This is a genomic window from Streptomyces sp. NPDC044044 (assembly GCF_056434405.1).
Window position 1 is genome coordinate 1,008,760 of record NZ_JBWKFG010000003.1, and the last position, 16,180, is coordinate 1,024,939.

At 70.8% G+C, this 16,180-nt stretch carries 10 protein-coding genes; 8 read left to right on the forward strand and 2 right to left on the reverse strand.

Annotated elements, in window-relative coordinates; genetic code table 11:
- Positions 1-63: 63 nt before the first annotated feature.
- Together AC07AG_RS15515 and AC07AG_RS15520 are read left to right on the forward strand one after the other, a co-directional pair.
- A complete protein-coding gene (locus tag AC07AG_RS15515; RefSeq protein WP_478755421.1) occupies positions 64-3,210 on the forward strand; it encodes a helix-turn-helix transcriptional regulator in 3,147 nt (1,048 codons plus the stop codon).
- Between the two features lie 109 nt (positions 3,211-3,319).
- Positions 3,320-3,673 (forward strand): DUF6191 domain-containing protein, encoded by a 354-nt coding sequence (locus AC07AG_RS15520; protein WP_478755423.1) that lies wholly within the window; start codon positions 3,320-3,322, stop codon positions 3,671-3,673.
- Positions 3,674-3,691: 18 nt separating this feature from the next.
- Here AC07AG_RS15520 and AC07AG_RS15525 read toward each other — a convergent pair whose 3' ends face one another.
- Together AC07AG_RS15525 and AC07AG_RS15530 are read right to left on the reverse strand one after the other, a co-directional pair.
- A complete protein-coding gene (locus AC07AG_RS15525; RefSeq protein ID WP_478755592.1) occupies positions 3,692-4,864 on the reverse strand; it encodes a PQQ-dependent sugar dehydrogenase in 1,173 nt (390 codons plus the stop codon).
- Between the two features lie 104 nt (positions 4,865-4,968).
- A complete protein-coding gene (locus tag AC07AG_RS15530) occupies positions 4,969-5,961 on the reverse strand; it encodes an aldo/keto reductase (protein ID WP_478755425.1) in 993 nt (330 codons plus the stop codon).
- Between the two features lie 98 nt (positions 5,962-6,059).
- Between AC07AG_RS15530 and AC07AG_RS15535 the strand changes: the two genes are divergently transcribed.
- The 6 genes from AC07AG_RS15535 (at position 6,060) to serA (ending at position 16,096) form a co-directional block, all read left to right on the forward strand.
- The gene (locus tag AC07AG_RS15535; RefSeq protein ID WP_478755427.1) at positions 6,060-7,010 is read left to right on the forward strand and encodes a 2-hydroxyacid dehydrogenase; all 951 of its coding nucleotides are present in this window, start codon (positions 6,060-6,062) and stop codon (positions 7,008-7,010) included.
- Between the two features lie 433 nt (positions 7,011-7,443).
- Positions 7,444-10,320 (forward strand): putative bifunctional diguanylate cyclase/phosphodiesterase, encoded by a 2,877-nt coding sequence (locus tag AC07AG_RS15540; protein WP_478755594.1) that lies wholly within the window; start codon positions 7,444-7,446, stop codon positions 10,318-10,320.
- Positions 10,321-10,553: 233 nt separating this feature from the next.
- Entirely contained in the window at positions 10,554-12,401 is a 1,848-nt protein-coding gene (locus tag AC07AG_RS15545) for an acetolactate synthase large subunit (RefSeq protein ID WP_478755429.1), read from the forward strand.
- 29 nt (positions 12,402-12,430) lie between these two features.
- Positions 12,431-12,958, forward strand: a complete 528-nt coding sequence (gene ilvN / locus AC07AG_RS15550) for an acetolactate synthase small subunit (RefSeq protein WP_478755431.1) — start codon at positions 12,431-12,433, stop codon at positions 12,956-12,958.
- Positions 12,959-13,067: 109 nt separating this feature from the next.
- A complete protein-coding gene (gene ilvC, locus AC07AG_RS15555) occupies positions 13,068-14,066 on the forward strand; it encodes a ketol-acid reductoisomerase (protein WP_451216236.1) in 999 nt (332 codons plus the stop codon).
- Positions 14,067-14,491: 425 nt separating this feature from the next.
- Positions 14,492-16,096, forward strand: coding sequence for a phosphoglycerate dehydrogenase (gene serA, locus AC07AG_RS15560; protein ID WP_478755433.1), 1,605 nt, complete (start codon positions 14,492-14,494; stop codon positions 16,094-16,096).
- The last annotated feature ends 84 nt before the right edge of the window (positions 16,097-16,180 follow it).

Below are 16,180 nucleotides of genomic sequence, written 5' to 3' on the forward strand. Positions count from 1 at the left end.
AAGGCAGGGGCGTCGGCCCGGGTGCTCGGGATATCCGCTGCCGCAAGGCTCGCACCCTGTGCGATGCTCACCGCTGTGGAGACCAGGTCCGTAAGCCCCGTGTTCGTCGGCCGCGCCGATGAGCTGGGCGTTCTGAACGACGCGCTCGCCCGTGCCAAGGGGAGGACCCCCGGCACGGGCGAGCCGCAGGCATTGCTGCTCGGCGGCGAGGCGGGCGTCGGAAAGACCCGTCTCATCGAGGAGTTCACCGCGGCGGCCCGCGCCGAAGGTGCCGTCGTCGCGCTCGGCGGCTGTGTCGAGATCGGCGCGGACGGCCTGCCCTTCGCCCCCTTCTCCAGTGCCCTGCGCTCCCTGCGCCGCCAGCTCCCGGACGAGGTGGACGCCGCGGCCGCCGACCAGGAGGGCGAGCTCGCCCGGCTCCTGCCCGAACTGGGCGAGGCCCCGCAGCGCCGCCGCGGCACCGACGCCCAGCACGACGAGGAAGGCATGGCCCGCCTCTTCGAGCTGACGGCCCGCCTCCTGGAGCGGCTCGCCGCCGACCGCCCCGTGGTCATCGCCCTGGAGGACCTGCACTGGGCCGACGCCTCGACCAGGCACCTCCTCGCCTACCTCTTCCGCACGCTGCGCAGCGGCAGCCTCGTCGTCGTCGCCACCTACCGCGCCGACGACATCCACCGCCGCCACCCGCTGCGCCCCCTCCTCGCCGAGCTGGACCGGCTGCGCACGGTGCGCCGCATCGAACTCGCCCGCTTCAGCAAGGTCGAGGTCGCCCGGCAGATGGCCGGGATCCTCAGCGCCGAGCCCGCGCAGACCCTGGTGGACGACATCTTCGACCGCTCGGACGGCAACGCCTTCTTCGTCGAGGAGCTCGCCGTCGCCTCGCACGGCGGCAGTTGCGCGAGCCTCACCGACTCCCTGCGCGATCTGCTCCTCGTACGCGTCGAGGAGCTGCCCGAGGACACCCAGCGGGTGGCCAGGATCGTCGCCGAGGGCGGCTCGACCGTCGAGTACCCGCTGCTGGCCGCGGTCGCCGGGCTCGCCGAGGACGACCTGATCGAGGCCCTTCGGGCCGCCGTCGGCGCCAACATCCTGCTGCCGTCGCCCGACGGCGACGGCTACCGCTTCCGGCACTCCCTGGTGCGCGAGGCCGTCGGCGACGACCTGCTGCCCGGTGAACGCTCCCGGATCAGCCGCCGGTTCGCCACGGCCCTGGAGGCCGACCCCTCACTCGTCGCCGCCGACCAGCGCGCCGCCCGCCTCGCCAGCTACTGGTACCACGCGCACGACGCGGCGAAGGCCCTGCCCGCCGTCCTGCGGGCCTCCGTCGAGGCCCGCCGCCGCTATGCGTACTCCGAGCAACTGCGGCTCCTCGAACGCGCGATGGAGCTGTGGGACGACGCCCCCGAGGACATCCGCCTCGAACTGCGCCCCCTCGACTACGCCGAGGTCTATCCGCCCTGCGGCTGCGACCCCGCCACCACCCCGCTGCGCTATCTCGACCTCATGGCGGAGGCCGCCGTCGCGGGACGCCTCTGCGGGGAGCGGGAACGCGCCCTGAAGATCACCAAGCGCGCGCTGCGGCTCCTGGAGGAGGAGCAGGATCCCCTGCGCTCCGCCTGGTTCTGGATCCAGCGCTCCCGGCTCACCTCGACGCTCGGCCGCGGTGACGGCTGGGCGGAGATCGCCACCGCCCAGGAACTGGTCCGCGGCCAGCCGCCGTCCGAGGTGCATGCCGAGGTGCTCACCAACGTCGCCTCCTGGGGCATGCTCCACAACCCCGGCGAGGAGACCCTTGCGGCGGCCCAACGAGCCGTCGAATACGCCCGGATGGTCAAGGCCGAGGAGATCGAACTCAACGCCCGGCTCATCTACGGCGGCCTCCTGGTCGACGCGGGCGACGTCGAGCAGGGATTCGCGGAGATGTACGCGGTCAGGGACCGCTGCGTGGCACCACCCGGCCTGGTCTCCCGCATCCCGCACATCCACGTCAACCTGCCCTCCGTGCTCGAAGGCGCGGGCCGTTCCCTGGAGTCCCTGGAGGTCGGCGACCAGGGCCTCGCGCTCTGCCGGAAGTACGGACTCACGGACACCGAGAGCTGGGTCCAGGTCAACAAGGCGGAGACCCTTGAATCCCTTGGCCGTTGGGACGAGGCGGTCGACGCCTCCGAGGCGGCCCGCCGTGGTGCGCTCAGCGTCAAACCACGGGCCGGCGCGGCCCTGCGGCTCGCCTGCATAGCCCTTGCCCGCGGTGACGTGTCCGAAGCCGCCGCCCAACTGGCCGTGGCCCGCAGCGACTACGGCACGCACCACGCCCTCATGCCGCAGTACTCCCTGCCCATGGTCACCGCCGCCCTCGGCATCGCGGCGGCCGACCCCGACCGCGCGGCCGGCGCCGCCGCCGCGCGCGCCGCGCTCGAACAGGCCCTGGCGAAGGGCTTCCCGCCCGGCACCCAGCGCTACACCTGGCCCCTGCTGCTCGCCGCCGCCACCTCGGAGGCCGATACGCGCGGCCTGCCCGCAGCCGAGCCCGGCCGGACCGAGGCCATCGACAGCATCCGCCGAGCCGCCAGGAAACTCCCCTCACCCATGCCGGTCTGGGCCGCCCACGAGACGTGGGTACGCGCCGAACTCCTGCGCGCCGAGGACCGCGACACCCCCGCCGACTGGTCCGCCGCGGTCACCGCGTTCGAACCCCTCGGCCGCCCCTACGACCTCGCCCGCACCCGCCTGCGCCTGGCCGAGTCCCTCCTCGCGACCTCTGCCGGAGCGGGCGCGGGAGCAGCCGCCGAACCGGATCGCGAGCGTGCCGCCGGTCTGCTGCGCCAAGCCCGTGAGGCCGCCGAGCGGCTGGGGGCCCGGCCCCTCGCCGAGTCCGTCGTGGGGCTCGCCCAGCGCGCCCGCCTCACCCTGAACGACGACGAGCAAACCCAGGCCCACGAGACCGCGAGGGCCCGCCTCACCCCGGTCGACCCCGCCGAGGCACTCGGTCTCACCAGCCGGGAGCGGGACGTGCTCCGGCGCGTCGCCGCGGGCCGCAGCAACCGCCAGATCGCCGAGGAGCTCTTCATCTCCCCGAAGACGGCGAGCGTCCACGTCTCCAACATCCTCGCCAAGCTGGGCGTCGCCGGCCGGGGCGAGGCGGCGGCCCTGGCCCACCGCCTGCGGCTGTTCCCTGCGGAACGCGCGGAACGCGCACAGTCGACTGGCTGACCTGGGCTGACCTGGCCTTACCCGGGCTGACCTGCGCTTTCCCAGCCCAGATGGGTTCCGGAGTGCCTCGCTTACGCTGGTAGAAGGAACCCGGCCGCCAGGAGGCGCAGTGTTCAACCCGATCGAGCTTTTCCAGCCCGGCCGCAAACACACGGACGACGAGCAGAAGCGGCTGGAGCTGAGCCGGGTCGACGTGGCCGACGGCGACCCGGGCCGCGGCCCGATAGACCTGACCTCGGGCAAGGTGGTGGTGAGGGTGCCGCAGCAGGCGGAGACGGAGCCCGACCTGGATCCCGCGACGGCCGCCGACGCGAAGATCGCTGACGCGGAGGCGGATCCAGCGGTGGACGCCGGTGCCGAGCCGGATCCTGCGGTGGACGCCGCTCCCGAGCCTGATTCTGCGGTGGACGCCGAGCCGGAGCCTGACCCCTCGTCCCCGCTCTCGCCCTCGTCCGAGAAGTAGCCCGCTCGCCCCCTCGCCCTATTTCACCGTCACCTCAAGGATCTTGTCGTCCCCCTTCTCCGGGGTGCCCCGGGAATCCGTCTCGTTCGTCACCAGCCACAGCTTGTCGCCGCCCGCCGCGACGACCGTGCGCAGGCGTCCGTGCTCGCCCTTCAGGAAGGACTGGGGCTCCACGGTGCCGTCCACACCGCGGACCGGAATGCGCCACAGGCGCTCGCCGCGCAGGCCCGCCATCCAGATCGAGCCCTCGGCGTAGGCGATGCCGCTGGGAGAGGCCTCCGAGGTCTTCCACTGGGCCAGGGGGTCGTGGAAGCCGTCCTTGTCGCCCTTGCCTTCCACCTCCGGCCAGCCGTAGTTGTCGCCGGCCTTGATCTCGTTCAGTTCGTCCCAGGTGTCCTGGCCGAACTCCGCCGCCCAGAGCCGCTTCTCCTCGTCCCAGGCCAGGCCCTGCACATTGCGGTGGCCGAGCGAATAGACGGGGGAGTCGCCGAAGGGGTTGTCGGGGGCCGGCTCGCCGTCCGGGGTCAGGCGCAGGATCTTGCCGCCCAGCGACTTCTTGTCCTGGGCCAGGCCCGTGTCACCCGTCTCGCCCGTGCCCGCGTACAGCATTTTGTCCGGGCCGAAGGCGATCCTGCCGCCGTTGTGCACGACGCCCTTGGGGATGTCCTTGAAGACCGTGTCGGGCGCGCCCAGCTGCTGGCCCGAGGGCTTCTTCTCGTCGTACAGCATGCGGGCGATGCGGTTGTCCGACTCGGTGGTGAAGTACGCGTAGACCATGTGGTCCGATGCGTACGAAGGAGAGAGCGCCAGGCCCATCAGGCCGCCCTCGCCGGCGGGGGAGACGCCGGGGACCGCGCCCAGTTCGGTCTTCTTGCCCGTCTTGCCGTCGACGCGGGTGATGGTCCCCTCGTCGCGTGAGGACACCAGCAGGTCCCCGCCGGGCAGCGGTGCGAGGCCCCACGGCGACTTCAGGTCCTCGGTGAGTGTCTTGGTGACTGTCGCCGATCCCTTTTCCGGTGGGGTGTCGCCGGCGCGCGGCTTTCCCGTGGACGTCCCATCGGACGTGGCGGGGCTCGACTCGGCGCTCTTTCCGTTGTCCGGAGCGTCCGAGCCCCCGGATGAGCAACCGGCCGTGAGCACCAGGGCAGCGGCAGCCAATACGGCTGTGACAGCAGGTCGTTGCACGATCAGGTTCCCTTCGACGCAGCGCTTCTACTGTTCATACACCGCTCGATCCCCACAGGTTCCCAACCCGGCTCCGCCGACTCGGGGACGTCAGTCCCACGAGCGCATGGTCAGTCCCACGATCCCATGGCCGAAGGCAGTGCCGCGATCTCCGCCAGGTCGGCCGAGGTCAGCCGCAGCGCAGCCGCCCCCGCGTTCTGCACCGCCCAGCGCTCCCGCTTGGCCCCGGGGATCGGCACCACGTCGCGCCCCTGCGCGAGCACCCACGCCAGCGCCACCTGCGCCGGCGATGCCCCGTGCCGCTCGGCCACCCGGCGCAGGCCCACCACCAGCGGCTGGTTGGCCGCCATCATCTCGGCGGTGAAACGGGGATGCCGGGCCCGCACGTCGTCCGGCTCGAAGCCCTGCCCCGGCGTCAGCGTCCCCGTGAGGAAACCGTTCCCCAGCGGCATCGCCGCCAGGAAGCCGATCCCGCGCGCCGCGCACCACGGCAGCAGCGTCTCCAGCGCCTCCCGCGACCACACCGAGAGCTCGGCCTCCACCGCGCCGACCGGGAAGACCTGCTGGACCCGCTCCAGCTGCCGGATGGTCCCCTCGTGCAGCCCTCTGCCCTCGCGCCGCGAGGCACGGGCCCCCACCGCGCACAGCCCGAGCGCCCGCACCTTCCCCGCGGCGACGAGCTCGGCCATCGCGCCCCAGGTCTCCTCCACGGGCACCTCGGGATCGGCACGGTGCAACTGGTACAGGTCGATCGTCTCGGTCTGCAGCCGCCGCAGCGACGCGTCGCAGGCCCGCTTCACATAACCGGGGCGGCCGTTGGCGACGATGTGCTGCTCGCCCACCAGGAGCCCGCACTTGGTGGACACGAAGGCCTCGGCGCGCCGCTCCTTCAGCGCCCGCCCCACAAGCAGCTCGTTGGTGAACGGTCCGTACATGTCCGCCGTGTCCAGCAGGGTCGAGCCCTGGTCGAGTGCGGCGTGCACGGTGCGCAGCGACTCCTCGCCCCGCTGCCGTGAGCCGGTGTACGCCCAGTTCATCGGCATGCAGCCGAGACCGACCGCACCCACCTCGAGCGCTGCCGCGCCGATTGTCCTGCGGTCCACCTGGCCGTGCCCTCCCCACCTCATGTCAGAGCGGCCCCCAACGTAACCTCTGCCTCCCGCCACGTGACGTGCGGCCTGTGCGCATTAGCCTCCTGACCATGACGAAAGATGTATGGCTCCCCTACGCCGCGGACGAGATCGAAGGCCTGCCCGGCGCAGCCGATGCCGGGCTCAACTACCGCTTCTGGGACGGCGGCCCGGGCTTCCCCGCGGACCCGGCCGACTGCGCGTTCTACGTGGTGCCCTATCTGGCGGGTGCGGAGATCGCCGTGCGACCGCTGCCCGAGATGACGTCCGTACGCGCCGTGCAGACGCTCTCCGCGGGCGTCGACCAGATGCAGTCCGGGCTCCGGTTCCTCGCGCCCGGCGTGCAGTTGTGCAACGCCCAGGGGGTGCACGAGGCCAGCACGGCCGAGCTGGCGCTCACCCTGATCCTCGCGTCCTTGCGTGGCATCCCCCGGTTCGTGGAGGGGCAGCGGCAGGAGGAGTGGCGCTCCGGGTTCCATCCGGCGCTCGCCGACAAGTCCGTGCTGATCGTGGGATACGGATCGATCGGTTCCGCCATCGAGGACCGGCTCGCCCCCTTCGAGTGCGCGCGGGTGGCGCGCGTCGCGCGCTCTGCACGTGCCACGGAGCGCGGCCCCGTGCACCCGCTCGCCGAACTGCCCGCACTTCTGGCCGACGCGGATGTGGTCGTCCTCTCCACGCCCCTCACCGACACCACCCGTGGCCTGGTGAGCGCCGATTTCCTGGCCCGCATGAAGGACGGCGCCCTGCTCGTGAACGTCGCGCGCGGCCCCGTCGTCGACACCGAGGCGCTCCTGGCCGAACTGGAGAGCGGCCGGATCAACGCCGCCCTCGACGTCACCGATCCGGAACCGCTGCCCGCAGGTCACCCCCTGTGGCACGCTCCTGGAGTGCTCATCAGCCCGCACGTGGGCGGACCGACCTCCGCCTTCCTGCCCCGCGCCAAGCGTCTGCTCGCGGCGCAGCTGACCCGTTACGTCGCCGGGGAACCCCTTGGCAACGTAGTCCTGACGACCGACTAGCGCACCAAGCCGCAGTCGCCCAGGGCTCGTTCGCGCACGCTCCGCACTCGTGTGCGTGCGGCCCGTGTCCGCCGCACCGTCGACAGTCACGGAGCGTAGAGAAGCTATGTCCCTGAGTGACGAGACTGGTGTATCGTCCCGACAGGGGCTGCGCCGTGGACCGTTCGGCGCCGGGGACGAGACATCAGACGCGAGGGGGGCGACGGGCGATGTACGGCCAATGGGCGAACGATCCGACGCGACGAGGCCGCCGGCGGCGACTCTCACGCGCACCGGCTCGCGGTCGGCGCGACGGTTACGCACTCGAAGTCCCGGGGCCGATCAGTCACGGGAGGCGGACGGACACGGGAGCGGCACGGACCAGGGCGGCCCGGTGAGCACCCGTCCGTCGACCGCCACCGCCCTGGAGGGCGGCGGAGGTCTGACGGCGCCGATGCCGCCGGGAGCACCACTGGCCCGGCGCCCCGCATCCGGCGGCGGTGCGGGTCTGGTCTCCCAGATCACGCTCCTCGTGGTCTGCGGCGGCTATGCCACCGGGGCCGCGCTCGGCTGGGGTTCGGCCCGAGTCGCCCTGATCATGGGCGACTTCGGCCTGAGCATCGCGGCGGCGACCGCCGCGGTCTCCTGTTTCCGGTACTCACGCACCCGACGAAGCCGCTTTCGACCCGCGTGGCTGCTGTTCGCGCTCTCCTCCGCGATGGCGGCCCTGGGCAACGGCGTATGGGGCTGGTACGAGGTCGTGCTCGAGCAGCCCGTGCCGAGTCCGGGCCTCGCCGACCTGTTCTTCCTCTGCTTCGCGCCGCCCGCCATCATCGGCCTGCTCGTGCTCGCCAAGCGCCCGGTGACCAAGGCTGGTTGGGTCTGCCTGTCGCTCGACGCCTGGCTCATCGGCGGCTCACTGCTCACGCTCTCCTGGAGCCTGGCGCTCGCGCACACGGCACAGTTCGAGGGCCAGAGCGTCGCGCACGCTGCGCTCTCGCTCGCCTATCCGCTTCTCGACATCGCGTTGGTCAGCATGGTCCTCGCGCTGCACTTCAGACGATCCTCCGCCAACCGCACGGCGGTGAACACGGCGATCGGCGCCCTCGCGCTGACCGTCATGTGCGACGCGATGTTCACCTCGCCCCTGCTGCACGCCAGCTACCGCTCGGGGCAGATGCTGGACGCGGGCTGGTTCGCGGGCTCACTGCTCCTCGCGTACGCGCCCTGGGCGGCCCCCTGGCAGAAGCACGCGGACGACGCGCAGCACGCGCGCGTGGAGCACGACGGCGTCCCGAAGGGTGCGCGGGCCGCCGCCACCCGGCCGATCGCCGGATCGCTGGCCGCGCTCACCCCGTATCTGGCGGCGGCCGTCTGCACGTTGGGGATTCTCTACAACGTGCTCAGCGGCCGCAGCGTCGACGAAGTCGTGCTCTTCACCGCGGGCACGGTCGTGCTCGCCCTGGTCGTGCGCCAGGGCATCATGCTCCTGGACAACATCACCCTCACCCAGGAACTGGCCCAGAAGGAGAACCACTTCCGCTCCCTGGTGCAGGGTTCGAGCGACGTCATCATGATCGCCGCCCCGAACGGCATCCTGCATTACGTCAGCCCGGCCGCCTCCGGGGTGTACGGCCGGGAGGCGGACGAGCTCGTCGGCTCCGAACTGGCCTCGCTCATGCACCCCGAGGACCTGGGCCGCGTGGTCCACGAAGTCCGCAGATTCCTCACCGCGAACCCGATCGAGGAACCCACGACCCGCATCGAGTGCCGCTTCAAGTCCGGCGGCGGCGACTGGCTGAACGTGGAATCCACGGTCAACCGCCACCAGGGCGGCCTCATCTTCAACAGCAGGGACGTCACCGAACGGGTCCGACTCCAGGCGCAGTTGCAGCACAACGCCGAGCACGACCCGCTCACCGACCTGCCCAACCGCGCCCTGTTCACCCGCCGGGTCGGCCAGGCGCTCACCGGCCGCAGAGTCACCGACCGGGGCACGGCCGTGCTCTTCATCGACCTGGACGGCTTCAAGGCGGTCAACGACACCATCGGCCACCAGGCGGGGGACGAGCTCCTCATCCAGGCGGCCCGCCGCCTTCAGGAGGCCGTCAGGTCCGGGGATTGCGCGGCCCGGCTTGGCGGCGACGAATTCTCCGCGCTGATCGTGGGTGACGGCACCCGCGACCAGGCCGCACGCGAGCAGCACATCTACGAACTCGCCGACCGTCTCAGAATCACCCTCTCCCAGCCCTACGCGATCGACGGCAACGACGTGCGTGTGGCGGCGTCCATCGGCGTGGCCTTCGCCGAACCGGGCATCGGAGCGGGCGAGTTGCTCCGCAACGCCGACCTGGCGATGTACCGCGCCAAGGCCGCGGGCAAGGGCCGCGTCGAGCTGTACGCCCCCCAGATGCAGGCCGATGTCGTACGCAAGGCGGAGCTGGCGACGCGCCTGCGCACCGCCCTGCACGACGGCGAGTTCGCGCTGCTGCACCAGCCGGTGGTCTCGCTGGACGACGGGCGCATCACCTCCGTCGCGGCCCAGGCGCGCTGGCGCTCGGCGCAGGGCATCCTCTTCACGCCCGCCGAGTTCCTGCGCGTGGCCGACACCTCGGACTCCCAGGAGGGTGCCCGCACCGCCGAGCTGGGCCGCTGGATGCTGGAGGAAGCCGTCCAGCAGGCCGCGGAGCGCGGGCGCACGGGCCATGCGACGCCCGTCGCCGTCCGCCTCAGCGCGCGGCGGCTCCTGGACCGCTCCATGCCGCTTGGCTCCATCGAGGCGCTCCTGACCCGGCACGGGCTGCCCTCCGGCGCGCTCATCATCGAGCTGGCCGACAGTGACCCACGAGTCCCGCTGGACGATCTGGAGCGCCGTCTGACGTCCCTGCGCAGGCTCGGCGTCCGTATCGCCCTGGACGGCTTCGGGAGCGGCTATGCCGCCATCACCGCACTGCGGAGGCTCCCTGTAGACGTGCTCAAGCTCGACCGCAGCCTCGTTGAAGGAGTGGTCGAGTCCGCGCGCCTGCACAAGATCACCGCCGGTCTGCTGCGCATCGCCACCGATCTGGGGCTGCGCTCCGTGGCCGACGGCGTCGATCTGCCGGAGCAGGTCATCGCCCTGCGCGCGATGGGCTGCACACACGGACAGGGGATGGCGTTCTCCGGTCCGCTCGACGAGTACCGCCTGCGCCGCGCGCTGTCGCTCGGGCACTATCCGGTGCCGCACGGGCCGGTGGAGCCGGTGTTCGCGGGCGCTCCTCCGATGGCGTTCGGAGGAGGCGTCGACTCGTTCGTCCGCTCACATAATGAGACCCCCGTCCCACCTACTTGACAGGCACTGTGCGCCGGGGAGAGGGTCAATGCCATGCGCACCCGAATTCTCGTACTTGGAAAGCGCGTCGGCTGAAGCTGGGACTCACCGGTCCGAACACCGGAATCCCTGCACCCGCTCCGACGCGCTCCCCTCGCCTGCCTCACGGCACGAGGGGTTTTTTGTTGCACTGGCGCCCGCCAAACCCCCGCAAACACCCCGCACAAACCCTCAGCTTCGAGAAGAGAATGCCGATGACCGAGCAGGCCACCGGGGCCCACCATCCGCAGCCGCGGCCCCGATCCTCAGGACAGCAGTCCGCCCCCGTCGAGCACGTCACGGGTGCGCAGTCCCTCATTCGTTCTCTCGAGGAAGTCGGGGCCGACACGGTATTCGGCATCCCCGGCGGCGCCATCCTTCCCGCGTACGACCCGATGATGGACTCCACCCGCGTCCGTCACATCCTGGTCCGACACGAGCAGGGCGCCGGTCACGCCGCCACCGGATACGCGCAGGCCACCGGCAAGGTCGGGGTGTGCATGGCGACGAGTGGCCCCGGTGCCACCAACCTCGTCACGCCGATCGCCGACGCCCACATGGACTCCGTGCCCATGGTCGCGATCACCGGCCAGGTGGCCTCCAAGGCCATCGGCACGGACGCCTTCCAGGAGGCGGACATCGTCGGCATCACGATGCCGATCACCAAGCACAACTTCCTGGTCACCAAGGCCGAGGACATCCCGGCGACGATCGCGGAGGCCTTCCACATCGCCTCCACGGGCCGTCCGGGCCCTGTCCTGGTCGACATCGCCAAGGACGCCCTCCAGGCGCAGACCACCTTCCAGTGGCCGCCGACCCAGGACCTGCCCGGCTACCGGCCGGTGACCAAGCCGCACGCCAAGCAGATCCGCGAGGCCGCCAAGCTGATCACCGGCGCCAAGCGGCCCGTCCTCTACGTCGGCGGCGGCGTCATCAAGGCGCACGCCACCGCCGAGCTGAAGGTCCTCGCAGAACTCACCGGAGCGCCCGTCACCACTACACTGATGGCGCTCGGCGCATTCCCCGACAGTCACGAGCTGCACGTGGGAATGCCGGGCATGCACGGAGCGGTCACCGCCGTCACCGCGCTACAGAAGGCCGACCTGATCGTCGCCCTCGGAGCCCGCTTCGACGACCGCGTCACCGGCAAGCTGGACAGCTTCGCGCCCTTCGCGAAGATCGTCCACGCCGACATCGACCCGGCCGAGATCGGCAAGAACCGCGCCGCCGACGTGCCGATCGTCGGTGACGCCCGCGAGGTCATCGCCGACCTGATCCAGGCCGTCCAGGCCGAGCACACCGCCGGGCAGAAGGGCGACTACACCGCCTGGTGGAACGACCTCAGCCGCTGGCGCGACACCTACCCGCTCGGCTACGACCAGCCCGAGGACGGCTCGCTCTCCCCGCAGCAGGTCATCGAGCGCGTCGGCAAGCTGGCCCCCGAGGGCACGATCTTCGCGGCCGGCGTCGGCCAGCACCAGATGTGGGCCGCTCACTTCATCGACTACGAGCAGCCCGCCACCTGGCTCAACTCCGGCGGCGCGGGAACGATGGGGTACGCGGTCCCGGCCGCGATGGGCGCCAAGGCCGGAGAGCCCGACCGCACGGTCTGGGCGATCGACGGCGACGGCTGCTTCCAGATGACCAATCAGGAACTGACCACCTGCGCCCTGAACAACATCCCGATCAAGGTCGCCATCATCAACAACGGCGCCCTCGGCATGGTCCGCCAGTGGCAGACGCTGTTCTACAACCAGCGTTACTCCAACACCGTGCTGCACAGCGGCCCCGAGGACATCGGCCCCAACAAGGGCACCCGCGTCCCGGACTTCGTGAAGCTGTCGGAGGCCATGGGCTGCGTGGCGCTGCGCTGCGAGCGCCCCGAGGACCTCGACAAGGTCATCGCCGAGGCCAACGCCATCAACGACCGCCCCGTCGTGGTCGACTTCATCGTCCACGAGGACGCCCAGGTCTGGCCGATGGTCGCCGCGGGCACCTCGAACGACGAGGTCATGGCCGCCCGCGGGGTCCGCCCCGACTTCGGCGACAACGAAGACGACTGAGACCGAGAGCGAAAGAGAGACCAAGAGTCATGTCCACCAAGCACACGCTCTCCGTCCTGGTCGAGAACAAGCCCGGTGTCCTTGCCCGGATCACCGCCCTGTTCTCCCGCCGCGGCTTCAACATCGACTCCCTGGCCGTGGGCGTCACCGAGCACCCCGACATCTCACGCATCACCATCGTCGTGAACGTCGAGGGACTGCCGCTCGAACAGGTCACCAAGCAGCTCAACAAGCTCGTCAACGTCCTGAAGATCGTCGAACTCGAGCCGTCCGGCGCCGTGGCCCGCGAACTGGTCCTCGCCAAGGTCCGCGCCGACAACGAGACGCGCTCGCAGATCGTCGAGATCGTCCAGCTGTTCCGCGCCAAGACCGTGGACGTCTCGCCCGAGGCGGTCACCATCGAGGCCACCGGATCCAGCGACAAGCTGGAGGCGATGCTCAAGATGCTGGAACCCTTCGGCATCAAGGAGCTCGTCCAGTCCGGCACCATCGCCATCGGCCGCGGCTCCCGCTCCATCACGGACCGCAGCCTGCGGGCGCTCGACCGCTCGGCCTGAACCAGCCAGAACGGCCCTCCGGGCGCGCCCGCATACCGAGACCGTAAAACTTCCCTCCCCCGCCCGCCGTACGGTGGGTCGCAACACCAGCACACATAGGAGATTTCCAGTGGCCGAGCTGTTCTACGACGACGACGCCGACCTGTCCATCATCCAGGGCCGCAAGGTCGCGGTCATCGGATACGGCAGCCAGGGCCACGCCCACGCGCTGTCGCTCCGTGACTCGGGTGTCGACGTCCGTGTCGGTCTGCACGAGGGCTCCAAGTCCAAGGCCAAGGCCGAGGAGCAGGGCCTGCGCGTGGTGACTCCCTCGGAGGCCGCCGCCGAGGCCGACGTCATCATGATCCTGGTGCCGGACCCGATCCAGGCCCAGGTCTACGAGGAGTCCATCAAGGACAACCTCAAGGACGGCGACGCGCTGTTCTTCGGCCACGGCCTGAACATCCGCTTCGGCTTCATCAAGGCCCCCGAGGGCGTCGACGTCTGCATGGTCGCCCCGAAGGGCCCGGGTCACCTGGTCCGCCGCCAGTACGAGGAAGGCCGCGGCGTTCCGTGCATCGCGGCCGTCGAGCAGGACGCGACCGGCAACGGCTTCGCGCTGGCTCTCTCGTACGCCAAGGGCATCGGCGGCACGCGTGCGGGCGTCATCAAGACGACCTTCACCGAGGAGACCGAGACCGACCTGTTCGGCGAGCAGGCCGTGCTCTGCGGCGGCACCGCGGCGCTGGTCAAGGCGGGCTTCGAGACGCTGACCGAGGCCGGCTACCAGCCGGAGATCGCGTACTTCGAGTGCCTCCACGAGCTGAAGCTCATCGTGGACCTCATGTACGAGGGCGGCCTGGAGAAGATGCGCTGGTCGATCTCCGAGACCGCCGAGTGGGGCGACTACGTCACCGGCCCGCGCATCATCACGGACGCCACCAAGGCCGAGATGAAGAAGGTCCTGACCGAGATCCAGGACGGCACCTTCGCCAAGCAGTGGATGGACGAGTACCACGGCGGTCTGAAGAAGTACAACGAGTACAAGACCCAGGACGAGAACCACCTCCTGGAGACCACCGGCAAGGAGCTCCGCAAGCTCATGTCGTGGGTGAACGACGAGGCGTAAGCCGTACGACGCGAGGGCCGGGACCGCAGTCCCGGCCCTCACGTCCATCCCCGGAAGGGCCAGGGACGACGTCGTTGTCCACCCCGTCCAGCCACGGACGGGTGATCCTTCCACCGAGGCGTAAGACACCCGTCAGTACGCCACTACACTGCTTTCAACATTCGCGTCAGGCCCACAGCGTCGTGCGTCTTCCACGCGGCTGAGCGACACCGAGGAGGGGCAGGCACGCCCCCGAGCCGCCCGGCACGCACTCCCGCCGCACCGGCCAAAGGCCCAAGTAGCTCTGCTACGAGGATCTTCGTCCGGCACGCCGAGAGCACGCACCGAACGACACGGGACCGCACCCGCCCCTCCCCGGTGCCGCTCCCCTCCACCCGCATGCGGCCGTCGGGACGGCCGTCCGCATTGGACTTGTGAGGACTCACGTGAGCACTGCTGCCAACGGCAAACCGGTCGTACTCATCGCTGAAGAGCTGTCGCCCGCCACTGTCGACGCCTTGGGCCCGGACTTCGAGATCCGTCAGTGCAACGGCGCGGACCGCGCCGAGCTGCTGCCCGCCATCGCCGACGTGGACGCCATCCTGGTCCGCTCCGCGACCAAGGTCGACGCCGAGGCCATCGCGGCCGCCAAGAAGCTGAAGGTCGTCGCCCGCGCGGGCGTGGGCCTGGACAACGTGGACGTGTCCGCCGCCACGAAGGCCGGCGTGATGGTGGTGAACGCACCCACCTCGAACATCGTCACCGCAGCCGAGCTCGCCTGTGGTCTGCTCATCGCCACCGCGCGCAACATCCCCCAGGGCAGCCAGGCCCTGAAGGCCGGCGAGTGGAAGCGCTCCAAGTACACGGGCGTCGAGCTCGCGGAGAAGACCCTCGGTGTCGTCGGCCTCGGCCGCATCGGCGCGCTCGTCGCCCAGCGCATGAGCGCCTTCGGCATGAAGGTCGTCGCGTACGACCCGTACGTGCAGCCCGCGCGTGCCGCGCAGATGGGCGTCAAGGTCCTCACGCTCGACGAGCTGCTCGAGGTCTCGGACTTCATCACCGTGCACCTGCCCAAGACCCCCGAGACGGTCGGTCTGATCGGCGACGACGCTCTGCACAAGGTCAAGCCGGCCGTCCGCATCGTGAACGCCGCGCGCGGCGGGATCGTCGACGAGGAGGCGCTGTACTCGGCGCTGAAGGAAGGCCGCGTCGCGGGCGCCGGTCTCGACGTGTACGCGAAGGAGCCCTGCACGGACTCCCCGCTCTTCCAGTTCGACCAGGTCGTCTGCACGCCGCACCTCGGTGCGTCGACGGACGAGGCGCAGGAGAAGGCGGGTGTCTCCGTCGCCAGGTCGGTGCGCCTGGCCCTCGCCGGTGAGCTCGTGCCGGACGCGGTGAACGTCCAGGGCGGCGTCATCGCCGAGGACGTGCGCCCCGGCCTGCCGCTCGCCGAGAAGCTCGGCCGGATCTTCACCGCTCTCGCGGGCGAGGTCGCGGCCCGGCTCGACGTCGAGGTGTACGGCGAGATCACCCAGCACGACGTGAAGGTGCTCGAACTCTCCGCGCTCAAGGGCGTGTTCGAGGACGTCGTCGACGAGACCGTGAGCTACGTCAACGCGCCCCTCTTCGCCCAGGAGCGCGGCGTCGAGGTCCGCCTCACCACGAGCTCGGAGTCCCCGGACCACCGCAACGTGGTCACCGTGCGCGGCACGCTGACCGGCGGCGAGGAGATCTCGGTCTCCGGCACGCTGGCAGGCCCCAAGCACCTGCAGAAGATCGTCGCCATCGGCGAGTACGACGTGGACCTGGCCCTCGCCGAGCACATGGTCGTCCTGCGGTACGCGGACCGTCCCGGTGTCGTCGGCACGGTCGGCCGTGTCCTCGGCGAGGCGGGCATCAACATCGGCGGCATGCAGGTCGCCCGCGCCGACGTGGGCGGCGAGGCGCTCGCCGTGCTCACCGTGGACGACACGGTGCCGCAGCCGGTCCTCAATGAGCTGGCCGCGGAGATCGGTGCGGAGTCCGCTCGCGCGGTGAACCTCACGGACTAGGGCTCCGGAGCCTCGGGCGCCGTCATCACCGGCTGCGCCGCGTTCGTCCTCGAACGCCGGACGGGCTGGAGAACTTCCTCCAGC